The organism is Streptomyces capitiformicae, from assembly GCF_002214185.1.
In the GTDB taxonomy this organism is placed as follows: Bacteria; Actinomycetota; Actinomycetes; order Streptomycetales; family Streptomycetaceae; genus Streptomyces; species Streptomyces capitiformicae.
The window spans coordinates 1308957-1334383 of sequence record NZ_CP022161.1 but is presented as its reverse complement, the minus strand read 5'-3'; the positions used below and the strand labels follow the sequence as shown (position 1 = coordinate 1334383).

19 protein-coding genes and 4 pseudogenes are annotated in these 25427 nt (G+C 70.5%); 15 read left to right on the top strand and 8 right to left on the bottom strand.

The window, feature by feature from the left end; translation table 11 throughout:
- The first annotated feature begins 309 nt into the window (after positions 1-309).
- Positions 310-771, top strand: coding sequence for an ATP-binding protein (locus CES90_RS06010; RefSeq protein ID WP_189780310.1), 462 nt, complete (start codon positions 310-312; stop codon positions 769-771).
- A 125-nt stretch (positions 772-896) separates the two neighbouring features.
- On the opposite strand, the gene CES90_RS06005 is transcribed toward CES90_RS06010, so the two are convergent.
- The gene (locus tag CES90_RS06005) at positions 897-1952 is read right to left on the bottom strand and encodes a DUF2637 domain-containing protein (protein WP_189780309.1); all 1056 of its coding nucleotides are present in this window, start codon (positions 1950-1952) and stop codon (positions 897-899) included.
- A gap of 351 nt (positions 1953-2303) precedes the next feature.
- Positions 2304-3124 (bottom strand): annotated as a pseudogene (locus CES90_RS06000) ((2Fe-2S)-binding protein).
- A 266-nt stretch (positions 3125-3390) separates the two neighbouring features.
- On the opposite strand from CES90_RS06000, the gene CES90_RS05995 reads away from it, so the two are divergent.
- Complete coding sequence (locus tag CES90_RS05995; RefSeq protein ID WP_229913522.1) at positions 3391-4254, top strand: GntR family transcriptional regulator; 864 nt, start codon at positions 3391-3393, stop codon at positions 4252-4254.
- A 110-nt stretch (positions 4255-4364) separates the two neighbouring features.
- Here the strand turns inward: CES90_RS05995 and CES90_RS05990 are convergent, their stop codons facing one another.
- Positions 4365-5138 (bottom strand): hypothetical protein, encoded by a 774-nt coding sequence (locus CES90_RS05990; RefSeq protein ID WP_189780308.1) that lies wholly within the window; start codon positions 5136-5138, stop codon positions 4365-4367.
- Between the two features lie 449 nt (positions 5139-5587).
- A complete protein-coding gene (locus CES90_RS05985; protein WP_189780307.1) occupies positions 5588-7321 on the bottom strand; it encodes a PucR family transcriptional regulator ligand-binding domain-containing protein in 1734 nt (577 codons plus the stop codon).
- Between the two features lie 282 nt (positions 7322-7603).
- Between CES90_RS05985 and CES90_RS05980 the strand changes: the two genes are divergently transcribed.
- From CES90_RS05980 to CES90_RS05960, 5 genes are all read left to right on the top strand, one after another.
- Complete coding sequence (locus CES90_RS05980) at positions 7604-8494, top strand: FAD binding domain-containing protein (RefSeq protein ID WP_189780306.1); 891 nt, start codon at positions 7604-7606, stop codon at positions 8492-8494.
- Positions 8494-9081 carry a (2Fe-2S)-binding protein gene (locus CES90_RS05975; protein WP_189780305.1) on the top strand — a complete coding sequence of 196 codons (588 nt, stop codon included), beginning with the start codon at positions 8494-8496 and terminating at the stop codon, positions 9079-9081. Before CES90_RS05980 ends, CES90_RS05975 begins: the two co-directional genes overlap by 1 nt.
- A gap of 2 nt (positions 9082-9083) precedes the next feature.
- Positions 9084-11507, top strand: a complete 2424-nt coding sequence (locus CES90_RS05970) for a xanthine dehydrogenase family protein molybdopterin-binding subunit (RefSeq protein WP_189780304.1) — start codon at positions 9084-9086, stop codon at positions 11505-11507.
- 31 nt (positions 11508-11538) lie between these two features.
- Positions 11539-12708, top strand: coding sequence for an XdhC family protein (locus CES90_RS05965; RefSeq protein WP_189780303.1), 1170 nt, complete (start codon positions 11539-11541; stop codon positions 12706-12708).
- A gap of 85 nt (positions 12709-12793) precedes the next feature.
- Entirely contained in the window at positions 12794-13606 is an 813-nt protein-coding gene (locus CES90_RS05960; RefSeq protein ID WP_229913521.1) for a hypothetical protein, read from the top strand.
- A gap of 14 nt (positions 13607-13620) precedes the next feature.
- Here the strand turns inward: CES90_RS05960 and CES90_RS05955 are convergent, their stop codons facing one another.
- Together CES90_RS05955 and CES90_RS05950 are read right to left on the bottom strand one after the other, a co-directional pair.
- Entirely contained in the window at positions 13621-14265 is a 645-nt protein-coding gene (locus CES90_RS05955; protein WP_189780302.1) for a class I SAM-dependent DNA methyltransferase, read from the bottom strand.
- Positions 14266-14324: 59 nt separating this feature from the next.
- Positions 14325-14774: an SRPBCC family protein gene (locus tag CES90_RS05950; RefSeq protein WP_189780301.1), complete on the bottom strand. Its 450-nt coding sequence runs from the start codon at positions 14772-14774 to the stop codon at positions 14325-14327.
- Between the two features lie 116 nt (positions 14775-14890).
- On the opposite strand from CES90_RS05950, the gene CES90_RS05945 reads away from it, so the two are divergent.
- Positions 14891-15619: a DUF2278 family protein gene (locus CES90_RS05945; RefSeq protein WP_208921405.1), complete on the top strand. Its 729-nt coding sequence runs from the start codon at positions 14891-14893 to the stop codon at positions 15617-15619.
- Here CES90_RS05945 and CES90_RS49330 read toward each other — a convergent pair.
- Positions 15616-16002: pseudogene (locus tag CES90_RS49330) on the bottom strand (IS200/IS605 family accessory protein TnpB-related protein); the annotation flags it as partial. The gene CES90_RS05945 and the pseudogene CES90_RS49330 overlap by 4 nt on opposite strands.
- Positions 16003-16292: 290 nt before the next feature.
- Between CES90_RS49330 and CES90_RS49325 the strand changes: the two are divergent.
- Positions 16293-16457: pseudogene (locus CES90_RS49325) on the top strand (TetR/AcrR family transcriptional regulator); the annotation flags it as partial.
- Between the two features lie 302 nt (positions 16458-16759).
- Positions 16760-18097, top strand: a complete 1338-nt coding sequence (locus tag CES90_RS05935; protein WP_189780300.1) for an SAM-dependent methyltransferase — start codon at positions 16760-16762, stop codon at positions 18095-18097.
- 243 nt (positions 18098-18340) lie between these two features.
- Here CES90_RS05935 and CES90_RS49320 read toward each other — a convergent pair.
- Positions 18341-18482 (bottom strand): annotated as a pseudogene (locus CES90_RS49320) (two-component sensor histidine kinase); the annotation flags it as partial.
- Positions 18483-19258: 776 nt separating this feature from the next.
- On the opposite strand from CES90_RS49320, the gene CES90_RS05930 reads away from it, so the two are divergent.
- The 5 genes from CES90_RS05930 to CES90_RS05910 all read left to right on the top strand — a co-directional run bounded on the left by CES90_RS05930 (position 19259) and on the right by CES90_RS05910 (position 25425).
- Positions 19259-20314 carry a LacI family DNA-binding transcriptional regulator gene (locus CES90_RS05930; protein ID WP_189780299.1) on the top strand — a complete coding sequence of 352 codons (1056 nt, stop codon included), beginning with the start codon at positions 19259-19261 and terminating at the stop codon, positions 20312-20314.
- 216 nt (positions 20315-20530) lie between these two features.
- Complete coding sequence (locus CES90_RS05925; protein ID WP_189780298.1) at positions 20531-21775, top strand: sugar ABC transporter substrate-binding protein; 1245 nt, start codon at positions 20531-20533, stop codon at positions 21773-21775.
- A 32-nt stretch (positions 21776-21807) separates the two neighbouring features.
- The gene (locus CES90_RS05920; RefSeq protein WP_189780297.1) at positions 21808-22797 is read left to right on the top strand and encodes a carbohydrate ABC transporter permease; all 990 of its coding nucleotides are present in this window, start codon (positions 21808-21810) and stop codon (positions 22795-22797) included.
- A complete protein-coding gene (locus CES90_RS05915) occupies positions 22794-23639 on the top strand; it encodes a carbohydrate ABC transporter permease (RefSeq protein WP_189780296.1) in 846 nt (281 codons plus the stop codon). The genes CES90_RS05920 and CES90_RS05915 overlap by 4 nt, the downstream gene beginning before the upstream one ends.
- 49 nt (positions 23640-23688) lie before the next feature.
- A complete protein-coding gene (locus CES90_RS05910) occupies positions 23689-25425 on the top strand; it encodes an amylo-alpha-1,6-glucosidase (RefSeq protein WP_189780295.1) in 1737 nt (578 codons plus the stop codon).
- Positions 25426-25427 lie beyond the last annotated feature (2 nt).

Here is a 25427-nt window from a genome sequence, read left to right as displayed (position 1 = left end):
ATGACTTGTATACGGCCGGGTCGGCAGCCCTGTGTGGAGTGTCGGGCCCGGCGGTCGTAGGTCCGGTGCATGACCGCGCAGTGCGGTGCCCGGCACCGGGTGTCCGGGAGGGGAAGCGCTCTCGCAAGGTGCCGGTAGCTGGCTTGACCCTGTGCGTTTGAAAGCGTACGGAGGGTCGTTTGACGATTCGACATGAGTGCCGCGTTCCGGACGGGGCATGGATCCCCGTGTACGTGTTCGAGCAGGAGGGGAATCGTCATCGGCGCGTGGGCGGGGGTCATGAAGAGGCAGGCACGAGAGGGCGGTCCCATGGCGATCGGGGCCTTCTCGGCACAGGAGGCGGAGGAAGCGACCGGCGATGTGACGGATCAGGCCGGTGCCGGGCAGCTCAGGCGCAGACTGGGGCGGGCGGATCTCCGGGCGGTGCCCGAGGCCCGTAGAGCCCTGCGGGAGCTGTTACGGCAATGGGGGCGGCCGGGGAGATCGGAGATGGCGGAGATAGCGGAACTGCTCACCAGTGAGCTGGTCACCAACGCGCTCATCCACACCGACGACGACGCGGTGCTGACCGCCACCGTCTCGCGGCGCGGACTCCACGTGGAGGTACGGGACTTCGTGGGACGCAGGCCCAAGCTCCGGGTGCCGAACGCCGACGACGGCACCAGTGGACGCGGCCTCCTCCTCGTACAGTCCCTCGCCGATGCCTGGGGCGTTCGGGCGCACGGGGTGGGCAAGGCGGTGTGGTTCGACCTGGACGGCGGACTGACGTAGGGGACGTAGAGGAAGTAGATGCGCGAAAGCGATGCGGGCACGGCAACGGACAGGGGCGCGGCATGAGCCGCGCCCCTGTCCAATGGTGTGGTCCGGATCGGTCCGGACCGGACCGGATCAGTCCATCAGCCGAACTGCTGCTCCAGGTCCTTGAGCTTGCGCTCCAGGGAGTCGAGCCGCGGCAGGGCCATGGTGTCGTCCTCCGCGGTCAGATCGACCGTGATGGACTTGTCGGAACCATTGCGTACGGGCTGCAGGGAGGGACGGGTACGTACGGGCAGCTGCTCCGGCGTCGATATGGCAGGCTCCGAGACCGCCTGGGCCGGGACACGCTCCACGGTGGTGTCCACCTGGCGCTGGCCACCGCCACCGCCACCGCCACGACCGGGAAGACCCCGGTGGCCACGGCTGATGGCCTTCAGATGGGCACGCTCCAGGCGCTCCGCCTCCCGCTTGCGCGAGCGGTTCTCCTCCTTGATGCGCTTGTCCTCACGCACCTCGTCGACCGCCTCGTCCAGGCTGCGCACACCCTCCAGCAGCATGAGCGACCAGGCCTTGTACGTCTCGCGCGGGGCCCGCAGCCAGCGGACGACGCGGATCTGCGGCAGTGGACGCGGCACCAGGCCCTGCTCGCGCAGCGCCGCCCGGCGGGTCTGCTTGAGCGCGCGGTCGAAGAGCACCGCGGCGGACAGGGACATGCCGGCGAAGAACTGCGGGGCGCCGTCGTGGCCGATACCCCTGGGCGCGTGCACCCAGTTGAACCACGCCGCCGCACCCGCGAACGTCCACACGAGTATGCGGGAGCCGAGGGCCGCGTCGCCGTGGCTGGCCTCGCGCACCGCGAGCACCGAACAGAACATGGCGGCGCCGTCCAGGCCGAACGGAACCAGGTACTGCCACCCCTTGGTGAGGCCCAGGTTCTGTTCGCCGAAGCCGACCAGGCCGCGGAAGGAGAGCGCGGCGGCGACCGCGGCACAGCAGAAGAGGAGGATGTAGGAGGCGGTGCCGTAGAGGGCCTCTTTGCGTCTGCGGCGCTCCTCACTGCGCTCCCACGAGTCCTCGGTCTTAGCGTGCTCCCCGGAGCGCTTGCCGCGCGCGAGCACCGCCACCGCCGCCAGCATGCCCAGGAGCAGTACGGCGCCCGGAAGCAGCCAGTTCAGCGATATGTCGGTCAATCTCATCAGGGGTCCCTTGCATTGGGATAGGGCGTAACGCCCGCCATAGTGGCCCAATCCTCGCGGCCCTCAGGGGGTTTCGGGGCAAGAGACCGCCAAAGAAGTGCAATGAGTGACGCATGACGGCATTCTGCTCGAACTACCGCGCGAGGGACGGGAGTTGAGTGCGAGTGAGGTTACCCGTTCGAGTGGTTCCACGGAAAGTTCCTGCGGCAAGTGAGGAAGTTGTGAACCACCTGTAACCCGACGAGGTTCCCACCCGGAGTTGATCTTACGGGACATGCCGCGGGCGATCGCCGAGGGGGCGTTCCGCGCGACGCCGTCCGGCCTGACGCCGGGCGGTGTCGCGAGGGACCGTCAACCGGCGGCCGGCGCCGTGAGTCTGGCGATCCGCTCCGCCTCGCAGGTGCGCGGGCAGGTGACGCAGGTGTCCTCCGGGGCCAGCGTGTAGAACATGCAGCAGCTCGCCCGGTCCCGGGTGGGCACCGACTCGCCGCCGGGGCCGGTCAGTTCACGGAAGCCCGCGGCGCCCACGTACGGCTTGGTCGCGCCCGGCAGCAGCAACTCCAGCTCGCCCCGGCATCGCTCCTGCTCGTCGGGGCCGAGGAGTTCGGCGACGTATCAGATGCCCTCGACCACCTCGTCCGTCGCCATGCCCCACAGCGCCCGCCCGCGCCGCCGCATACGCGGTCCGAAACCGCCGAGAACCGGCTCTATGTGCTCGGCGAACGCCGCCCGCACTTCCGCACGCAGTGCCTCCTCGTCCGGCACCACCCTCGCCCCCGGCTCGTCGGCCGCCGGATCGCCCGGCAGGCAGCTGAACGTTTCGCCGCTTACCACCAGGCGGCTCTGCTCACGATGGAACGCGACGTGCTCGACGGGGAACCGCGGCACCCGGCGCTCCAGGAACCAGGGGACCGTGAAGAGCAGACAGGCGTACCAGGAGTACCGGTGCAGTCCGAACGTCGCCACGACGTCCGGGCGCCCCTTCTGGCCGTGGTCCCGGAGGATCTGGGCCTCGTCCCACGCGAGGAACGCGTCCAGCTTCGCGCCGGCCGCCGCGAGTCCGGCGGCGGAGACCCACCCCTCACCTTCGGGCAATGGAGCGGTGGGTGAGAGTTCTGTCACGCTCATCACGGGCAGCACACCTCGGTCAGCCGGTCGTACGCCGCCGTCACGGGCGACGTGCGCGAACCGGGCGCCGGAGCCGGTGCTGAGAGGGGCGTGCCGAGACCGCCGTTTCACCATCACTGCCAAGTAAGGCTTACCTTACCCCTGGTCGTCGAGGTTTGAACTGAAAGCATGTGCGCCTATGGTGCTTTACGACCGGTAACAACCCCAGTAGTGACCTACGCGCCTCCGTGTACTACTCGGCGTACTCGATCTACGACCTGCTTGACCTGCTTGACCTACTCGACATCCGACTCGGCTCGGAGGAGGACCCGTGGACCAGGCCGGACCGCGCCAAGCCGCTGCGGCCTATCGAGTGCCCGCGCAGCCCGGCGCCGCCGACGTGGACCAGGGACGGGGGCGGGGCGTCACCGTGGACGGCAGGGGTGCGGTACGGCGCGACCTGGCCCCCGAGACCGATGCCGACGCCGCGAGGGGTGAGCACACCCACAGCGAGACGCCGATCCCCATGCCCCAGGGGGCTCGGGCGCAGGGGCGGCCGGTCGTGCAGCGGGCCTCCGTGCGCGGTCAGATCCTCGACGCGCTGCGGGCCGCACTCGCCACCGGGGACCTGACACCCGGTGAGGTGTACTCGGCTCCCGCGCTCGGCGAGCGGTTCGGGGTCTCCGCCACGCCGGTCCGTGAGGCCATGCAGCAACTGGCCATCGAGGGCGCGGTCGAGGTCGTGCCCAACCGGGGGTTCCGTGTCGTACGGCGCGGTGCCCGCGAGCTGGCCGAGCTCGCGGAGGTACGGGCGTTGCTCCAGGTGCCGGTGATTCTGCGGCTCGCGCGGACGCTGCCGGCCGACAGCTGGGCCGAGTTGCGGCCGCTCGCCGAGGAGACGGCGCGGGCGGCGTCCGCCGGGTGCCGGGCGACCTACGGTGAGGCCGATCGCGTCTTTCATCGGGGGATTCTCGGGCTGGCGGGCAACGAACAGTTGGTGCAGGTTGCCGATGATCTTCACCGGCGTGCTCAACTGCCGCTCCATGCCGGGCCTGTGAGTGGGGGGCGTGGGGAGTTGATGGCGGATGCGGAGGAGCACATCGCGTTGGTCGATGCGTTGACCGCGGGGGATCTTGAGGCCGTGGAGTTGTTGGTGCAGAAGCATTTCGGGGCGCCGCTGGGGGGTTTGGTTTAGCGCCCTCGGGGCTGTTGTTCGTGGGCGGTCGGCGGTTGTGAGTGGCTGGTCGCGCCCAGGCGGCGGAGCCGCACATCAAGTACAGCCCCGCGCCCCCTGCGGGGCGCTCCTCACGCCGTCGCCGCCGGTGGTGCCAATTGCCTGGCCAGCCAGGTGGGGACGCCGCCCAACAGGCGGAACAGGCGGCGGGCCTCCTCGCGGAGGCGGGAGGCTTCGGGTTCGGACTCCGTGTCGGCGAGGGAGGCCAGGGCGGGGGCCGTGCCGACGAGGTAACCCAACTCCTCGCGGATGCGGAGGGATTCGGCGAAACCATGTCGGGCCTCGGTCAGCTCGCCGTCGCGCAGGGCGAGTCCGGCGAGATGGCGCCAGGTGAAGGACTGCAGGAGCAGGTCGCCGTGGGCGGCGGCGCCGGCATGGGCGCGGCGGTAGGCGGCGCGGGCGGCCTGGGGGGAGTGGGCCAGGTTCTCGGCGAGCAGACCACGGCGGAAGTCGAGCAGGGCCCGGCCGGGCGCGCCGGGGGCGATCAGGGCGGCGGCGCGGCCCAGAGCGGCGCGTGCCTCGTCCGCCCGGTCGCGTACGCCGAGCAGCGTTGACGCGTACGCCAACTGGCCGCGCTCACAGGCCGCCGCGCCCCGCTCGTCGTCACTGCGGGCCTGCGCCTCGGCCGTACGCAGCGCGTCCTCGGCCTCCTCCCAGCCCTGCTCGGTGTAGAGACAGCGCTCGACGAGCAGCGTGGTCCGCTGGAGCGAGGCCTGTGGAGTGTCGGGTTCGAGCAGCGCGGCCGCGTCGGCCCAGCAGGCGCGTGAGCGCAGCCGCCATACCGCGGTCTGGAGTGGATCGTCGCCGGCGGTCGTTCCGTCACCAGACATGGCGGTATGCGCCACGTTGCCCTCCCCAAGGTCCTGTCCTTCGGCTCAGATCGGGGTCGCGGGGCTTGGCACGCACATCTGCGGCGTTGTCGTCGGTTGCCGACGCTCCGCGTCGACGCCCTCCTCCGCCTTGCAGCTGCACGCACCAAGCCCCGCTCACCGGTAGTGGCCAGGCACCGTTCCCCGACTCCGACCTGATCCGAAGGACAGGCCCAGCACACCATTGAGCTTTGAGTGGTGGCCGCATCTCAGCACGAACATCGGGGCCTGGCCAAGGGGGTGTGTGAAAGTTTTCACTTGCGCTGGGGTTCTGCAACCGGCTTGGGAGCCCTGTGAAGGCACGAACCGGGTTGCCCGGGGACACGATTGTGGTTGGTGTTGATCAGGCCGGCGTCACCGAGGTCTCCTCGGTGTGGGGCTCGATCACCGACTCCGCGCCTGCCGCGCGCACCGCCCCCACTACCTCAACTCATCCGCAGTGCCAGGAAGAAGTCCAGCTTGTCCTCCAGGCGGGAGAGGTCTCTGCTCGTCAACTGTTCGATGCGACCCACCCGGTAGCGCAGTGTGTTGACGTGCAGGTGGAGGCGGGAGGCGCAGCGGGTCCAGGAGCCGTCGCACTCCAGGAACGCCTCCAGGGTGGGGATCAGTTCGGCGCGGTGGCGGCGGTCGTAGTCGCGGAGCGGGTCGAGGAGGCGGGCGGTGAAGGCCCGGCGGACGTCGTCGGGGACGAAAGGGAGCAGGAGGACGTGGGAGGCCAGTTCCTGGTGGCCCGCCGCGCAGACCCGGCCCACGCGCGCCGCCGCCACCCGGCGGGCGTGCCGGGCCTCCTCCAGGGCGCCGCGCAGGCCCTCGGCCGAGTGCACTGCCGCGCTGACGCCCAGCGTGAGCCGTCCGTCGTCGTCGAGACCGGCCGTCAGGGGGTCCCGTACGGCGGCGAGCAGGGTGTCGGCGTGGATGCCGGACTCGGAGCCGTCGTGCTCGGTGGAGACCGCGGGAAGGGGGACGAGGGCGATGGCCTCGTCGTCCGTGTGGGCGACGGCGATACGGTCCGAGTGCTCCGGGCCCGTGGACAGCGGGTCCACGAGGATCTCCTCCAGGAGCGCCTGGGCGACCGCGCCGCCGTCGAGCCGCCCGGCTTCCCCGGCCTCGCCGTCGTCCCACTCGACCCGTGCCACGACCACCTGCCAGTGCGGCGCCGCCCCGAGGCCGGGCAGCAGCACCGGCGCGGCGACCCGCAGCCGGGCCGCGATCTCGGCGGGGGCCGCTCCGGCCTGCACCAGCTCCAGGACTTCCTGGGCGAGCCGTCGCCGTACCGTACGTGCCGCGTCGCGGCGGTCCCGCTCGACCGCGATCAGCTGGGTGACGCCGTACAGCAGGTCGAGCCGCTCGGCGGGCCAGTCCCCGGCGTCGGCCTCGACCGCGAGCAGCCAGTCGGAGAGGACGCTCTCGCGCACATCGCGCACATCGCGCACATCGCGCACATCGCGCACATCGCGCGCGGCGCTCGTGCTCGCGGTGCGGCCCGCGCTGCTGATCGGGAAGAGCGAGTAGGTCGTGGTGCCGACGGCCACGCGGTGCGGGCCGCGGCGCCCCGTGCGGGTCGCCGCGAGGTGTTCGGCGGCCAGTCGCGCGCACAGGTCGGGGGGCAGCGGGGGCCCGGAGACCTTCGGGCCCGCGATGAGGCGGCCGGTGGGGGAGAGCACCCAGGCCCGGAGGTCCAGGTCGGAGCCGAGCAGGTCCAGGACGACGTCCGGGCCGCCGCCCGCCGGGCCGGAGGTCATCATCCGGCGGTGCCGGTCCACCACGGCCGCCAGGTCCCCGGCGCGCTCACCCGAGACCTGCCGTACGACGTGCTCGGTGATCGTCGCGAAGGCCACCGACTCGTTGACCGCGAACAGCGGCAGCCGGTGCCGGGCACAGGCCACGACGAGGTCCTCCGGGATGTCGCCCAGCTCGGCCTCGCCGGCGGCCAGGGCGGTGACCCCGGCGCCCGCCAGGATCCGTACGAAGGGCTCGGAGTCGGCGGCGTCGCGGCGCCAGGCCAGACCGGTGAGCACCAGCTCGCCGCCGGAGAGGTAACGGCTGGGGTCCCTGAGGTCGGTGGTCATCACACCGCGCACGGTGCGGTCCAGTTCGTCCTCGCCGCCGAGCAGCCGCAGCCCCAGCGCGTCGGTGTCCAGCAGTGCGCGCAGGCGCATTCTCGTCGCCGCCGTTCCTGTCTCGTACCCGGGATGTGTTCTGGATGTTTCCAGCGAAAAACGCTGAGGTTGCCGATGGCCTCCGTTCATATGAATCTACAAGATGAGCCCCCTGGCCAGCCAACTCCTTCATGCTTTTCGTGACTGACCGGGGCGGAGTACGGCGCTGTGTACTGACGGCAAGCCACGTGAACAGCCCCTGAACGAGTCGGGCCCGCCGCACACGATCTGGCTCAAACGGCACCACTCCGAGATACAGAGACGAAGAAGAGAGCCGGTCAGATGGACTTCCTTCGCCCCGCCAGCTGGGAGGAGGCGCTCGCCGCGAAGGCCGAGCATCCCACCGCTGTGCCGATCGCCGGCGGCACCGATGTGATGGTCGAGATCAACTTTGACCACCGTCGGCCCGAGTATCTGCTCGACCTCAACCGCATCGGCGAGCTCTACGAGTGGGAGGTCGGCGAGGAAACGGTTCGGCTGGGCGCGTCCGTCCCCTACACCCGGATCATGGAGAACCTCCGTCCCGAACTGCCCGGCCTCGCCCTGGCCTCGCACACGGTGGCCTCCCCGCAGATCCGCAACCGTGGCGGCGTCGGCGGCAACCTCGGTACCGCCTCCCCGGCCGGCGACGCCCACCCGGCCCTTCTCGCGGCGGGCGCCGAGGTCGAGGCCGAGTCCGTACGGGGCTCGCGGCTCATCCCCATCGACGACTTCTACACCGGCGTGAAGCGCAACGCCCTCGCGCCGGACGAGCTGATCCGGGCCGTGCACATCAAGAAGGCGGACGGGCCGCAGCAGTACTCCAAGGTCGGCACGCGCAACGCCATGGTGATCGCGGTGTGCGCCTTCGGGCTCGCCCTGCACCCGTCCTCGCGGACCGTCCGCACCGGCATCGGCTCGGCCGCGCCGACCCCCGTCCGGGCCAGGACCGCCGAGGAGTTCCTGAACGCGGCGCTCGACGAGGGCGGCTTCTGGGACAACGGCAAGATCATCACCCCGTCGGTCGCCAAGCGGTTCGCGGACCTGTGCGCCGCCGCCTGCAACCCGATCGACGACGTACGCGGCACCGCGAGCTACCGCCGCCACGCGGTCGGCGTCATGGCCCGCCGCACGCTGATGTGGACCTGGGAGTCGTACCGCGGCACCGCCGCTCGCACGGAGGGAGTCGCCTGATGCGCGTCAACTTCACTGTCAACGGTCGTCCGCAGGAAGCCGACGACGTGTGGGAGGGCGAGTCCCTTCTCTATGTCCTGAGGGAACGGCTCGGGTTGCCGGGGTCGAAGAACGCCTGCGAGCAGGGGGAGTGCGGGTCCTGCACGGTTCGGCTCGACGGTGTGCCGGTTTGTTCGTGTCTGGTCGCAGCGGGGCAGGTGGAGGGACGCGAGGTCGTCACGGTCGAGGGTCTGGCGGACTACGCCAAGCAGCGCGCCGAGCACGGTGGTTGCGGTACGTCTCTTCAGGACGCCCAGCGGTGGCAGGCGAAGGGCACCGACTCCCAGACCGGCGAGGGCACCGGCTCATCCCCGCGCGCCGCGCTCTCTCCGATCCAGCAGGCGTTCATCGACGCCGGAGCCGTCCAGTGCGGCTTCTGCACCCCGGGTCTGCTGGTCGCCGCAGACGAGATGCTGGAGCGGAACCCGAACCCGTCCGACGCGGACATCCGCGAGGCGCTGTCGGGCAACCTGTGCCGCTGCACCGGCTACGAGAAGATCATGGACGCGGTCCGCCTCGCAGCCGCCCGGCAGTCCGAGGGGGTCTGAGCATGGGAACCACCGGCCTGCCCACCAACCTCACCCAGGGCTCCCGCACCAAGGGCGGCATCGGCGAGTCCACGCTCCGCCCGGACGGCACCCTCAAGGTCACCGGCGAGTTCGCGTACTCGTCCGACATGTGGCACGAGGACATGCTCTGGGGCCAGATCCTGCGCTCCCCGGTCGCGCACGCCGAGATCGTCTCCATCGACACGGCCGAGGCCCTCGCCACACCCGGCGTCCACGCCGTCATGACGTACGACGACCTGCCGACCGAAGTGAGGAACTACGGCCTGGAGATCCAGGACACCCCGGTCCTCGCCCATGGCAAGGTCCGCCACCACGGTGAGCCGGTCGCGATCGTCGCCGCCGACCACCCGGAGACCGCGCGCCGCGCCGCCGCCAAGATCAAGGTGGAGTACCGCGAACTGCCGGTCGTCACCGACGAGGCCTCCGCGACCGCGCCGGACGCGGCCCTCGTCCACGAGAACCGCACCGATCTCCCCCAGTCTCAACTGCGTTCGACCGGGGGGACCCCCACCATCGGCCATGTCCCGCACCCGAACATCCTCCACCGCCAGCCGATCATCCGCGGTGACGTTTCCGCGGCGCGGGAGCGCGCGGACGTCGTCGTCGAGGGCGAGTACGTCTTCGGCATGCAGGACCAGGCCTTCCTCGGCCCGGAATCCGGCCTCGCGGTCCCTGCCGAGGACGGCGGCGTCGACCTCTACATCGCCACCCAGTGGCTGCACTCCGACCTGCGCCAGATCGCGCCCGTCCTCGGCCTGCCCGAGGACAAGGTCCGTATGACACTGTCCGGCGTGGGCGGCGCCTTCGGCGGCCGCGAGGATCTGTCGATGCAGATCCACGCCTGCCTCCTCGCCCTGCGCACGGGCAAGCCGGTGAAGATCGTCTACAACCGCTTCGAGTCCTTCTTCGGCCATGTCCATCGCCACCCCGCGAAGCTGTACTACGAGCACGGGGCGACGAAGGACGGCAGGCTCACCCATCTGAAGGCCCGGATCGTCCTGGACGGCGGCGCGTACGCCTCCGCCTCCCCGGCCGTCGTCGGCAACGCCGCCTCCCTCGGCGCGGGCCCGTACGTCATCGACGACGTCGACATCGAGGCCCTCGCCCTCTACACCAACAACCCGCCCTGCGGTGCCATGCGCGGCTTCGGCGCGGTCCAGGCATGCTTCGCCTACGAGGCGCAGATGGACAAGCTGGCCGCGAGACTGGGCATGGACCCGGTGGAGTTCCGGCAGATCAACGCCATGGAACAGGGCACCGCCCTGCCGACCGGCCAGATCGTCGACTCCCCGGCCCCGGTCGCCGAACTCCTGCGCCGCGTCAAGGCGATGCCCCTGCCGCCCGAGCAGCAGTGGCTCACGGCCGGCGAGGCGGCGGACGTACGGCAGCTGCCGGGCGGCCTGTCCAACACCACGCACGGCGAGGGCGTCGTACGCGGCATCGGCTACGCGGTCGGCATCAAGAACGTCGGCTTCTCCGAGGGCTTCGACGACTACTCGACCGCCCGTGTCCGTATGGAGGTCGTCGGAGGTGAGCCCGTCGCCACCGTCCACACGGCCATGGCGGAGGTCGGCCAGGGCGGTATCACCGTCCACGCGCAGATCGCCCGCACCGAGCTGGGCGTCACCCACGTGACGATCAACCCGGCGGACACACGGGTGGGTTCGGCCGGTTCGACGTCCGCGTCGCGCCAGACGTACGTCACCGGTGGCGCCGTGAAACACTCCTGCGAGCTCGTCCGGGAGAAGGTCCTGGAGATCGGCCGCCGCAAGTTCGGCTCGTACCACCCCGCTTGGGCGACCGCCGAACTGCTCCTGGAGGGCGGCAAGGTCGTCACCGACGGCGGCGAGGTGCTGGCCGACCTGGTCGACGTACTGGGCGACGAGGCCGTCGAGGTCGAGGAGGAGTGGCGGCACCGGCCGACCGAACCCTTCGACCTGCGCACCGGCCAGGGCTTCGGCCACGTCCAGTACTCCTTCGCCGCGCACCGGGCGGTCGTCGAGGTCGACACCGAGCTGGGCATGGTCAAGGTCGTCGAACTGGCCTGCGCCCAGGACGTCGGCAAGGCCCTCAACCCGCTCTCCGTCCTCGGCCAGATCCAGGGCGGCACGACCCAGGGCCTCGGCATCGCCGTCATGGAGGAGATCGTCGTGGACCCGAAGACCGCGAAGGTCAAGAACCCTTCCTTCACGGACTACCTGATCCCCACGATCCTCGACACCCCGACCATCCCGGTCGACGTGCTCGAACTGGCCGACGACCACGCGCCGTACGGGCTGCGAGGCGTCGGTGAGGCGCCGACCTTGTCGTCGACTCCCGCTGTGCTGGCGGCGATTCGGAACGCGACGGGGCTGGAACTGAACAGGACACCGGTACGCCCGGAACACCTGACGGGCACGGCGTAGCCGCAACCGTCGCCGGTAAGGAGATCGAGAGATGCTGGACATCGCCGAAGAACTGCACCGGTGGGTCGAGCAGGGACGTGACTTCGCCGTGGCCACCGTGGTGGCCGTCGGCGGCAGCGCGCCCCGCCTGCCCGGCGCCGCCCTCGCGGTGGACGCCGACGGCACGGTGATCGGCTCCGTCTCCGGCGGTTGTGTGGAGGGCGCCGTCTACGACCTGTGCGGGCAGGCGCTGGCGGACGGTGAGCCGGTCCTCGAACGCTTCGGCTACAGCGACGAGGAGGCCTTCGCCGTGGGCCTGACCTGCGGCGGAATCATCGACATCCTCGTCACGCCGGTACGGGTGGGCGACCCTGTCCGCCCGGTTGTCGCGGCCGCGCTGGCCGCCGCCGCGAGCGGTGAGGCGGCCGCGGTCGCCCGGATCGTCTCCGGCCCGGCGGAACTGCGCGGCCGAGCCCTCCTGACCCGCCCCGACGGCTCGTACGACGGCGGATTCGGCGCCCACCCCGAACTCGAGCGCACGGTCGCCGCCGAGGCCCGTGCCTTCCTGGACGCCGGCCGCACCGGCACCCTGGAGTTGGGAGAGCAGGGCTCACGCTGTGGAGCGCCGCTCACGGTTCTGGTCGAGTCCTCCGTACCCGCGCCCCGGATGATCGTCTTCGGCGCCATCGACTTCGCGTCGGCACTGGTCCGCATCGGCAAGTTCCTCGGCTACCACGTGACGGTGTGCGACGCGCGCCCGGTCTTCACGACGAAGGCCCGATTCCCGGAGGCCGACGAGATCGTCGTCGAGTGGCCCCACAAGTACCTGGAACGGACGTCGGTGGACGCCCGCACGGTCCTCTGCGTCCTCACCCACGACGCCAAGTTCGACGTACCGCTGCTGAAACTGGCGCTGCGCCTGCCCGTCGCCTATGTAGGCGCCATGGGCTCCCGCCGAACCCACCTCGACCGCAACGCCCGCCTCCGCCAAGCAGGCGTCACCGAACTGGAGTTGGCCCGCCTCCGCTCCCCCATCGGCCTCGACCTCGGCGCCCGCACCCCGGAGGAGACGGCCCTGTCCATCGCCGCCGAGATCGTCGCCGACCGGCGCGGCGGAAGCGGGGTCTCACTGACGGGGGCACACACACCGATCCACCACGACGGCCACGGCGGCACGCCCACCGTCACCGATCTGCCGAGGTCGAGCCGGATGGTTTCCTGACCCTGTACCTTGACCGACGGAGACGGAGGGGTGACCGTCTGTATACGGCGACAACAGCGCATCGGGGGACGGACAGTTGAGCGCGGTGAACATCGAGCAGGGTGCGGGCGAGGGCGACGGCGTGGACGAGCGCCCGGACGGCGGTACGGGCCCGGATGTGGGCGACGGGGGCGAGGGGCCGGGCGCGGATGACGGCGGCGCTGCGGGCTCGGGCGTGGAGGACGGGACGACCGGGGCCAAAAGCGCCGGCACCCGTGACAGGAGGCGGCTGTCGACCGCGGCGACGACCGTCCTGGGCCTCTTCCTCCTGGTCGACGTCGTCTTCGTGTGCGGCGCCCTGGTGAGCCTCTGGCCGGTGGTGCTCGCGACGGTGGAACCCGGGGCGGACGCCACGGCACCCACCGCGCGATGGGCGCCCTTCGGCCTCGGTGACTGGGCGCTGACCGCCGACACCGCGATGCTGCTCGCCGTGGTGGTGTGCAGCGCGCTCGGCAGCTTCGTCCACGCGGCCACGTCGTTCGCGACGTACGTCGGCAACCGGCGGCTCTATGCGAGCTGGCTGTGGTGGTACCTCCTGCGGGCCGGAATCGGTGTGGCGCTGGCGTTGCTGGTGTACATGCTGCTCCGCGGCGGCCTGTTCGCCGGTAGTTCCGGTGCCGGGGCGACCAATCCGTACGGCTTCTCCGGCATCGCGGGGCTCTGTGGGCTGTTCTCCAAGCAGGCCACCGACAAGCTCCGCGAGATCTGCGACACCCTCCTCAGTACGACGGGCGACGGTGACCGCGACCGCCGCGACGGCCTGGCCGCCGCCCGCAACGGGGACCCGGAGCCGGGCGCCCACAGCGGGGACCCGGAGCCGGGCGCCCACAGCGGGGACCCGGAGCCGGGCAGGTCCTGACGCCGACGGTCACGTCAGGCGGGCTTGCGTGCCAGCACATACGCCTGCGGGGTCTTCTGCTTCTCGCCCTCCGGCTCCCGCACCAGCCGGGCGGCTTCGACCAGACCGGCGTCGGTGAGCAGCCCGGCGATCCGGTCCGGTGGGTAGCGGTAGACGTCGAGATCGAGATCGTGGCCGTACGCGTGCGACAGGTGGACGGACTCGTCGCCGGCCTTGAACGCCATCAGCAGCAGGCCGCCGGGAGCGAGGACCCGGCGGAACTCCCGGAAGACGACGGGGAGTTCGGCCGGTGGGGTGTGGACCGTGGAGTACCAGGAGACGGCGCCGGCGAGCGAGTCGTCCTGGAGGTCGAGCGCGGTCATCGTGCCGACGTCGAAGCGGAGCCGGGGATGGGCCCAGCGGGCCACGGTCACCATCTCCGGGGAGAGATCGATGCCGAAGACGTCGAGCCCGAGCCCGGCCAGATGCCCGGTGATCCGCCCCGGCCCGCAGCCCAGATCCGCGACGGGCCCGCCTCCGCCGCCCAGCACCCGCTCGGCGAACACCCCCAACATGGCTCTGTCGAACGGGCTGTTCGCCAACTCCTCCCTGAGGAGCCTCTCGTAGTCGGCGGCGACGGTGTCGTAGGACGCTCGGGTGGTGTGGAGGTGATCGGTCATGCTTCGGACAGTAGACGGAGGGTCTGACAGTGGCCCCGATCGTCAGTCGCCGGCCCCGGTCACCGAGTCTCCGGTCCCTTCAACAGCCCGTCCACCGCTCGCCCGAACATCCGCCGCGCCAACCACCCCAGCGCTCGGTCGAAGATCCCCGGCAGCCACCGCACCCGCAGATCCTCACGCCACAGCACACGTGATGTCCCCTCGCCGTACAGCTGGACCTCGATCTCCGCCCACCCCATGACGAACGAACCGCGCTTGGCGAGGCGGCAGACACCTGGCTCCCCGCCCTCCGGCGGGCGCCAGACCACCACTTCCATCGGGTCGTCGAACGCGAGCGCCCCCACCCCACTGCGGGCCACGAACACCGTCCGCTCGCCGGTCGGCGGAGGGGTCCGTACGGTGACGCGGGTCAGCGGGACGACGTCGGCGTGCCGGGGCCAGTCGGTGAGCCGGCGCCAGGCGGCGTCGGCGGGGAGTGGGGTGAGGCGTTCCAGGGTGAAGAGGACCACGCGGTTGATCGTAGGTGAACAATCAAGGACACGAAGGGCGCAGCGGACGGTCGTCGCTCTACCATTTCCCGCACAGGGGCGAGCAAAGTGGCCGTCCTGCGGGGGAGTTGGTCGACATGCCACTGAAGTCGTACGGCGTACTGATCGCGCGAGCGGTCGACACCCGTCGGGAGGGTGCCGATGACACGCCGCACTACCAGATCCACCTGACCGACGAGGGCGGCACGCACTACCGAGCCTCGGTGAACGTGAAGTCGCAGGAGAGCCCGTCCGAGCTGCTGTATCTCGTCGAGGAGGACTTCCGGCACCCGGTCACCGCTCGCCTCACGGGTCTCGCGAGCGGCTGGAACACGCTGCCGTCGGGTCCCGGTGGACCCAACCTCGACTTCGTACGAGGCAACCTCTTCGATCCGTCGAGGATGCGGGCCCTGCCGCCGCATGTCGAGGGCCCGGACAACGACCTCGCCGACGTCCTCGACCACTACGTACGGCGCGCGGTCGAGGACCCCACCGCCAGGCTCTACGTGTTCGGCGAGCGCTGGGGTCCCGAGGCCGGCGTCAAGGACAAGATCTTCGGCTTCCTGCCCGGCAACGGCGTCCACGACGTCCACATGAACCAGGGGAACAGCGCCAGGTTCCGCAAGGACGACGGGGTGTGGCAGGACGGTGGTCTGCTGATCCACTTCCCCGAGCAGGAGCGCTGGGTGGCCGTCTTCCTCGCCTTCCAGAGCCAGAAGTGGAAGACGGACGACGTCACCGGACATGCCCTCGCCGGTGACAGTCCCCGCCCCGAAGCGGGCAGCCAGGCGGTGCGGATCGTCGCCGCCCCGGTCAACCGTTCCTAGAGACTGAGCGGGAGTGAGTCCTGTTGCCAGGAGTCATGCTCAGCCGAACGCCCCGAACGGTGTTGGGCGTTCTGGTCGCCCGCGTTCGCTCCGCGTCCGGGCGGCACGCATCGTGTGCGTGGTCCGGGAATGCGGGGGCGGGGTCCCTCACGCCCGAGGGCTCCTGGTCCGGCCTGGACGGTCCGATGCCCACGACGATCGCTCTGGTCGTCGTGGGGCGGTGTCGTCCGTCGCCGGACCGGGTGCCCTTGGGCGCGTCGTCCGATCGCCACGGCGGCAGCCTCGTGGCGAGTGGTCTTCCTGTGGTCGTGGGTGAGGGGCTTCTGCCCGTGCTGGGCGCCCCACTTCGAGGTATAGGCCGGGTCGACTGCGATGATGGCGATTGCGGTCGCGCCGACGGGACGAAGGCGCACGGCGTGTCGTACACCGCCGAGGCGGCCGGACGCGAGGGCTGGACCGTGGTGTTCTGACCGGCCTCGCGAAACGAAACGGAACGAAACGTAGCCGGGCCGAGCAAGCCAGGCCCGGCTACGACGGCATGCTCAGCCGCCTGCTCCGCCGTAGGCGATCTCTCCGTGCACGCCGACCTCCTGGCGGCGCTCGGCGTCCCCCACCCAGAGCGCGGGCAAGTACAGGCGTCGGTCGTAGAAGGCGCGCCGGTCGCGGCGGCGACGCCGAACGCGCCGGTCACCAGCTCGGCCGGACCGCTGAGACGATCGCGAGGTTCTTCCTGGCCGGCTTCGACGGACTGACGATGCAGCACCTCTCCCTGCCGGACGAGGAAGCCGAGCGCGTCTGCCAGCGGGCCTTGGTCTCGGCCGTCCTGGCCATGGCCTGAGGTCGCCCCCGACACGACGCCGCACCGCGGCTCCGTCCCCAGTGGGGCTTCACGGCCGGCGCAGCGGCTGGCGGGGGAGAGGGGGAGCCACGGTCGCGAGGGCCCAACGCAGGGATCCTGTCGTGACCCGGACCGGACAACCGACCATGCCCCCATCGGCTGCTCAAACAAAAGGCCTGTTCAGGTTTCAATAAATGTCCGCTTATACTCACCGACGTCAGCCGTCGCTGTGGTGAAGCTTGCCAGGCCCAGCCGCAGTTCGGGACGGGCGGGACCCCCTGTGTTGAACGGAGAGCATTCGCATGCCCGAACCAGCCGCAGCAGTTCTGGCCCGGTTCAGTGAACAGGTGCTGGGTCTCCCCCTGCCCGTGGGAATCCGCCTCTGGGACGGCAGCACGGCCGGCCCCAAGGACGGGCCGTCCTTCGTCCTGCGCGACCGCGAAGCCCTGCGGCGTCTGCTGTGGCGGCCCGGCGAACTGGGGCTCGCCCGCGCCTGGGTGGCCGGAGACCTCGAAGTCGACGGCGACCTGTACGAACTGCTGAAGCGGATCTCGACGCTGCTGTGGGAACGGGACGAGCCCGGCAGCCGCACGGCGGCGCTCCGCAGAGCGCTGAGCGTGCTGACCACACCCGGCAGCCTGCGTACGGTGAGCCGGGCGCTCGGCCTCGCGGAGATCGGGCTCCCGCCGGCACCGCCCGCCGAAGAGGTGGTGCGCCGTCGCGGTCCCGCGCACAGCATGCGCCGTGACAAGGCGGCCATCAGTCACCACTACGACGTGGGCAACGACTTCTACGCCCTGGTTCTGGGCCCCTCGCTCGTCTACTCCTGTGCCTACTGGCAGGGCGACCCGTCCTCCGGCACCGGCGACACTCTGGAGCAGGCCCAGGAGGCCAAACTGGACCTGGTCTGCCGCAAGCTCGCCCTGCGCGAGGGGCAGCGGCTGCTGGACGTGGGCTGCGGCTGGGGCTCGCTGGCCATGCATGCGGCCGAACACTACGGCGTACAGGTCCTAGGGGTCACCATCTCGGTCGAGCAGGCGGCACTGGCGCGCGAGCGTGTCGCCGCGGCGGGGCTTGAGCACCTGGTGGAGATCAGGGTGCAGGACTACCGCCAGATCGACGACTCCCCCTTCGACGCGATCTCCTCGATCGGTATGGCCGAGCACGTGGGCGGGAAGCGGTACCGCGCCTACGCGGACATCCTGCACCACCTGCTGAAGCCCGGCGGGCGGTTGCTCAACCACCAGATAGCGCGGCGCCCTGTGCGGGACGAAGGGAAGTACCGCATGGACCCCTTCATCGACCGGTACGTCTTCCCCGACGGTGAGCTGGCTCCCGTCGGCTCCACCGTGTCGCTGCTGGAGCAAGCGGGCTTCGAGGTGCGCGACGTCGAGTCCTTGCGCGAGCACTATGCCCTCACGCTGCGTGAGTGGGTGGCCAACCTCGAAGCGCACTGGGACGAGGCGGTCAAGCTGACCTCGCCCGGGCGGGCGCGGGTATGGCGCCTGTACATGGCGGCCTCGGCGGTCGGGTTCGAGAACAACACGATGGGCGTCAACCAGGTGCTGGCGGTCAGGACCGACGGCGACGGCCGGTCCGGCATGTCGTTGCGCAGGGACTTCCTGGCCGCGTCGGCCTAGGCGCTCGCCCGACGCGGCGTCGGTCCGGTGCGTCGGTGGGTGGGACACGCCGCAGGCGGCCTGACGTGCTGCCTGCTGACACCGTCCTGCCCAACGGCCATGTCTGGACCGTGGACGCCCACGACCGGATCCAGAAGGCCGTCGCGATCCGAGCGGGCCGGATCGCCCTGGTCGGCACCGAGGAGGGCGCGCGCCGGTACGTCGGCGAGCAGCCCGAGGTCGTCGATCTCGGCGGCCGGATGCTGATGCCCGACAGGCTGACCGGGTGGGAGAGCACGTCGTGCATCTTGCGGGCGAGCTGGGCGCGTTCGCGGGCGAGGACGGCCTGGGCGTGCGGCAGGCACTCGTGTTCGCGGGCTTCCTCGATCTCGGCGAGGCGGCGGCTCGCCGCCGCCCGTGACACAGCCAGGCGGCGGCTCGCCGCCCGTGACACAGCCAGGCGGGCGCCACATCCGCCGGGCCGCTCCCGAAGCCGACGGACTGCACGTCGTCCGGATCGCCGTGACGGCTACGGGACGAGTGCGGGCGGTGGGCATCCACGTGGAGCTGGTGGCTCAGGGTCAGCTGTACGCGCGGCCGGCGGCCGGACAGCTCCTGGCCCCAGCGCAATGACCTACTACTGGGAGGCCAACAAGGCTCTGCTGCCGGCCGCCGACTTCACCCAGGTGCCGAAGGTCCGCCACTTCATCGCCCCGGAACATCCAGACGTACACGCGGATGCCCACCAGTCGGCGGCAGCGGACCGTGACCGGGCACGGGTGGCAAGGGCCGTCGATCCGGTTCGCCGGAAGCGAGCACCCCCGAAGCGAGCACCCCCGAGGCGAGCACCCCCGAGGCGAGCACCCTCGGAGCGGGTCAGCAGTACTCGCGACACGATTCGACTCCCGGTGCGGGCATGTCCCTGGCCTGGTGGGCAGCGCGCGCCGTTCTGGCTGGTGAGGGCGGTGAATGTGGAGGGTGGACGGTCGCCGCGGGTTCGCGCGGACTGGTTTCCGATGTGTTTCATGAGCTTTGCGTGAGGTATTGACACCCGCACGGCCGACTCCTACCTTTCCTTCACGCGAACCGGTTCGACACCGGCTTCAAGGATCCCTCCCACCTCTGCCCTGACCGGTCTCCTTCTCCTCTGAGAATGTCGAACCGGTTCGATGAAGGAGTCCCGTGAACATCGGTGAGATTGCCAGGCGGGCCGGTGTCTCGCGGAGCACTGTCTCGTATGCGCTGAGCGGCAAGCGCCCGGTGTCGGACGAGACCCGCGAGAAGATCCAGCGAGTCATCGACGACCTGGGCTACCGACCCAACGCGAGCGCACGCGCCCTGGCCAACGGCCGGACCAGCACCATCGCTCTGGTCTTCCCGCCGGCCGGCGATCACTACACCGGCATGCAGCTCGATTTCATCGGCAGCGTGGTGGAGGCCGCGGCCGCCCATGACTACGACGTACTGCTCTCCCCGAGCGGCGTGGACAGCGACCGCTCGTTCCAGCGGCTGCTGGGGGAGCGGCGGGTCGACGGCGCGATCCTGATGGAGATCAGGCTCCAGGACGACCGGGTCGACCACCTCCTCGCCGAGAACTTCCCCGCCGTCTGCATCGGCCGCACGGCCCGGCCGGAGGGCGACTGGTGGGTCGGCCTGGACCACACCGCGCTGGCGGCGGCCTGTGTCCACCACCTCGCGGACCTGGGCCACGACCGGGTCGCCCTCGTCAACCGGCCGGAGCGGCTGCTGCGCGCCGGGTACGAGTCCGCGCACCGCGGTCTGGACGGCTTCACCAAGGCCGCCGCCGAGCGCGGGCTCACCGTCCGGACGTACAACTGCGAGGACGACGCCCCCTCGGGGCAGGCGTGCCTGGAGCGGATCCTGCACGACGACCCCGCCACCACGGCCCTCGTCACGCTGAACGAGGCCGCGCTCGGAGGTCTCTACCGGGGTCTGGCCCACGCGGGCCGCCATGTGCCGCGCGACTTCTCCGTCACCGGGGTCGTGGCCGCCCGGTGGGCGGAGACGGTGACCCCGCAGCTCACCGCGGCGGACGTACCGGCGGAGGAGATGGGTCGGCGCGCCGTCGACCTGCTCATCGAGCGGCTCGCCCACCCGGACGCACCCCCGCGCCACCAACTGCTCGCCCCGCCGATCTCGCTCCGCGCCAGCACCGGACCCGTCGGCCCCCGCTCTCCGGGGGGCACAAGCGGGATCCCCGACGACTCGACCGCCTGACAGGCCGCCCTCCGCATCCCCTGTAGATCAAGGGCGGCCCTGCTCCTCCTCCGCTCCTCCTCCTCCGCTCCTCCTCCTCCGCTCCTCCGTCACCTCCCGCCCGTCACCGTTCAACCCGCCGCTTCGCGACCTTGCGTCTCGGCGGCGCCGTTCAGCCTGCCCTGCCATCCGGTCCACTGGCATGCCCATGCCAGACACACAGAGCAAGGAAACCCGATGAACAGATCCACCAGACGCCGTCTCACCGCCACCGCCATGACCGTCGTCGCCCTTACCACCGTCACCACCGCATGCTCCTCCGGCACTGGCACGACGTCCGCGAAGGCGGCGGACAGCGGCACGTACACCGTCTGGGACCCGTACCCGCAGTTCGCCAAGGACTCGGCCTGGGCGAAGCTGCTGGACGGCTGCGGCACCGAGGCCGGAGTGAAGATCAAGCGGACCGCCTTCGACACCAGCGACCTGTCCAACAAGGCGCTGCTGGCGGCGCAGCAGGACAACTCCGCGGACATCCTCATCCTCGACAACCCCGTGGTGTCGACGCTCGCCGAGGCCGGCGTGCTCACCACGACCGACGAGAACAAGCTCGACACCTCGAAGGCGGACCCCAACCTGCTCGCCGCCGGGCAGTCGGGCGGAAAGACCTACGGCACCCCGATCGGCGCCAACACCCTCGCCCTCTACTACAACAAGGAGGTCCTGAAGAAGGCCGGTGTGGACATCACCTCGGTCAAGGACTGGAAGTCACTGACGGCGGCGCTGGAGAAGGTCAAGAAAGCCGGCAAGAAGGGCATCACCTTCTCCGCGATCGGCACCGAGGAAGGCAGCTTCCAGTTCCTGCCCTGGTTCTGGGGCGCGGGCGCCCAGCTGACCGACCTCGACTCGGAGCAGGCCGTCTCCGCGCTCTCCCTCTGGAAGGGCTGGCTGGACAAGGGGTACGCCCCCAACTCGGTCATCAACAACACCCAGACCACCAGCTGGCAGGAGTTCGCGAGCGGTGACTACGCCTTCGCCGAGAACGGCACCTGGCAGCTCGCGAACGCCGAGAAGGCCGGCTTCGACTACGGCGTCCTGCCCATCCCCGGCTCAGGGGGCGGCAACGCGGCGGCCCCGACCGGCGGCGAGTTCGTCACCCTCCCGGTCCAGGGCGACACCGGCCGCTACGCCACCACGCGGAAGCTGGTGTCCTGCCTGACCAGCACCGAGAACCTGTACGACACCGACACCACCCTCTCCTACGTCGCCCCCACCGCCGTGGTGCAGGAGAAGCAGGTGGCGGAGAACGCCGAGCTGAAGCCCTGGGTCGACGCGGTCAAGGCGGCCAAGGGGCGCACCAGCGACGACCTCGGCACCAAGTACCCGAAGATCTCGGAGCAGATGTGGAAGGCCGTCCAGTCCGCCCTCAGCGGCTCCAAGTCGCCCAAGGACGCGCTCACCGCGGCACAGGACGCCGCCAAGTAAACCGTCAGGCAACCGCGATCCCGGGCTCCTCGATGAAGCACACGCCACACCTGCCGGACCGCCGACCGGTGCGTGACGGGAACGGGGCGGCGGCCACCGTCGCCCTGCCCCCGGCCCGTACCGCGCACCGCCGCCGGCGTCACACGTCCCAGCAGTGGGCCGCCTGGGCGTTCCTCGCCCCGGTCACCCTCTACCTCGTCCTCTTCTACGCCTATCCGCTGTACCGCAACCTCGACCTGAGCCTGCGCAACTACACCGTCCGCTCCTTCGTCCAGGGCAACGCCCCGTTCACCGGACTGGACAACTACCAGAAGGTCTTCGACGACCCGACCTTCGGCCCGGCACTCACTCACACGGTGATGTTCACCGTGGTGTGCCTGTTCTTCCAGTACGCCATCGGCTTGAGCCTCGCGGTCTTCTTCCACCAGCACTTCCGGTTGTCGGCGACCTTGCGGGCCCTGTTCCTGGTGCCGTGGCTGCTGCCGCTGATCGTGTCGGCCTCCACCTGGTCGTGGATGCTCAACAGCGACTCCGGTGTCGTCAACGCCCTGCTGGGCGTCCTGGGGATCGACCCCGTGAACTGGCTGACCTCGCCGTCCTGGTCTCTGGCCTCGGTGATCATCGCCAACATCTGGATCGGCGTCCCCTTCAACCTGGTCGTGCTCTACAGCGGTCTGCAGTCCATCCCGGCGAGCCTCTACGAAGCGGCCGCCCTCGACGGCGCGAGCGCCTGGAGACGCTTCTGGAGCATCACCTTCCCGCTGCTGCGCCCCGTGTCCGCCATCACCCTGCTGCTGGGCCTGGTCTATACGCTCAAGGTCTTCGACATCATCTGGATCATGACCAAGGGCGGCCCGGCCGACTCGTCCACCACCTTCGCCACCTGGTCCTACCAGCTCGGCTTCGGCAACCTGCTGCCCGCCTTCGGCCCCGGCGCGGCCGTCGGCAACCTGCTCGTCGCCGCCGCCCTGGTCTTCGGCCTGGTGTACCTGAGGGCCCAGCGAAAGCAGTACGCCTCATGACCACCCCGGCCACACGCCGCCCGAGACGCGGACGAACCACCTGGTGGAAGACGGCAACGGGTCTCCTGCTCACCGCCGTCATGCTCTTCCCCGTCTACTGGATGCTCAACGTGTCCTTCACCCGCGACCAGGACATGCGCAAGTCGCCGCCGGACCTGTTCCCCGTCCACGGCACGCTGGACGGCTACCGTGCCGTCCTCGACCAGCAGTTGCCCTACCTTGCCACGAGCCTGGTCATCGGCCTGGGCACGGTCGTGCTGACCGTGGCGCTGGCAGCGCCCGCCGGATACGCCCTGGCGAAACTCCGCCCCCGCGGCGGGGGAGTCCTCGGTTTCCTCTTCCTGGTGGCCCAGATGATCCCCGGGATCATCATGGCGATGGGCTTCTACGCCATCTACCTCCAGCTCGGCCTGCTCCAGTCCGTGCCCGGCCTGATCGTCGCCGACTCCACCCTCGCCGTCCCCTTCGCGGTCCTCATCTTCACCGCGTTCATGTCCGGCATCCCCGGCGAACTGCTCCAGGCCGCGCAGATGGACGGAGCCGGGCCCTGGCGCACCTTCCGGTCCGTGGTGCTGCCGATGAGCCGCAACTCGGTCGTCACCGTGTCGCTGTTCGCGTTCCTGTGGTCGTGGTCCGACTTCGTCTTCGCCAGCACCCTCGCCAACGGTGGCGTCCACCAGCCGATCACCCTCGGCATCTACCACTACATCGGCAACAACAACCAGGAGTGGAACGCCATCATGGCCACCGCCGTCGTGGCCTCGCTGCCGGCCACGGTGATCCTCGTCCTCGCCCAGCGCTACGTCGCCGCCGGCGTGACGGCCGGAGCCGTCAAGGACTGACCACTTCATCACCGCCGGTGACCCCTGCTGAAGAAACGAGTACCACTTGATGACCGCCGCCCGATCCGGCCCGGCTTTCTCCATCCACGACATCCCGTTCAGCACGCACGGCTCCTGGTTCGGCATCTCGCCCGTGCTCGCGGAGAAGACACGTGCCGAAGACCTGCACCTCGTCTCGCACCAGAACGGCATGCACGCCGTCCTGCGCTTCACGCCCCTCGACGCGACGACGGGCGACCAGGCCGGGACCCGCGTCGAGGCGACTCCGGGCCTGCTCAGCTGGACCGGCGAGCAAGGGCGCATCCGCCTCGCCTACGCCTCACCGGACACCGTCCGCCTGCGCGGCGAAGGACTGGGCCTGCGCATCACCGCGGCAGCCGACACGCTGACCCCCTTCACGGGCACCTACTTCTACCGCGACCCGGTGGACGAGTCGTACGTGTTCACCTCGTACGAGACCGGGCGCCGTTACCGGGTCACCGTGCTGTCGGGCACGGTCGCCGAGGCGTCCGGCAGCCAGACCCTCGGCAGCGGCGAACGAGGCGTCGCCGTCACCGCGGCCCCCGGCGGAGTCTGGGAAGCGGCCATCGAGGAACTGGACAGCGCACGCCTGCCCTACACGTCCTCGGAGACGTTCGACGCAGTCGTGGCAACCGCGGAGCACGCCTTCACCGCCTTCATCGAGGCGGTGGCACCCTGGCGCTCGTCCGGTACCCCGGCCGCCGAACTCGCCGCGTACGTCCTGTGGTCGGCGACGGTCCGCCCGGCATCCCTGGTCACCAGGCCCGCGGTGCTGATGTCCAAGCACTGGATGGACAAGGTCTGGAGCTGGGACCACTGCTTCAACGCCCTCGCCCTGGCCCCCGGAGCACCCGCCCTGGCCTGGGACCAGTTCTCCCTGCCCTTCGACCACCAGGACGAGACCGGCGCCCTTCCCGACTCGGTGACCCACTCCGAGGTCCTCTACAACTTCGTCAAACCGCCCATTCACGGCTGGACTCTGTCCCACCTGCGCAGACGGCTCCCCGAACCGCTCACCCCGGCACAACTCGCCGATATGTACGATCGGTTGGCCCGTTGGACGGACTTCTGGCTCACCGCCCGCCGCGCACCCGGCGCAGCCCTGCCCCACTACCAGCACGGCAACGACAGCGGCTGGGACAACGCCACCACCTTCGACCCCGAGCGCGTGGTCGTCACCGCCGACCTCGCCGCCTTCCTCACCCTCCAGCTCCGCGAACTCGCCGGCCTGGCCACCGAACTGGGCCTGCCCGACGAGGCCCGCCGCTGGACCCGTACCGCCGAGACCACCCAGGCGGCGATGCTCGACGAGCTGTGGACGGGAGAGCGGTTCGTGGCCCGCGGCGTGGACAGCGCGCAGACCTGGGACAGCTCCAGCCTGCTGGACCTGATGCCGATGGCACTGGGCGAGCACCTGCCCGAGCACATCGGCACGACCCTGGCCGCCCGGATCGAGACCCACCTGACCCCGTACGGCCTTGCCACCGAACTGCCCACCTCACCCCACTACCTGTCCGACGGCTACTGGCGCGGCCCGATCTGGGCACCCGCCACCGTCCTCATCGAGGACGGCCTGCGCCGCGCCGGCCACCACCGCCTCGCCGACGAGATCAGCGCCCGCTTCCGCGCCCTGTGCGAAACCCACGGCTTCGCCGAGAACTTCGACGCCCTCACCGGCACAGGCCTGCGCGACCGCGCCTACACCTGGACCGCCAGCAGCTACCTCCTGCTGGCCGAGGCACACGCACGCCGAGACAGCCGCTGACC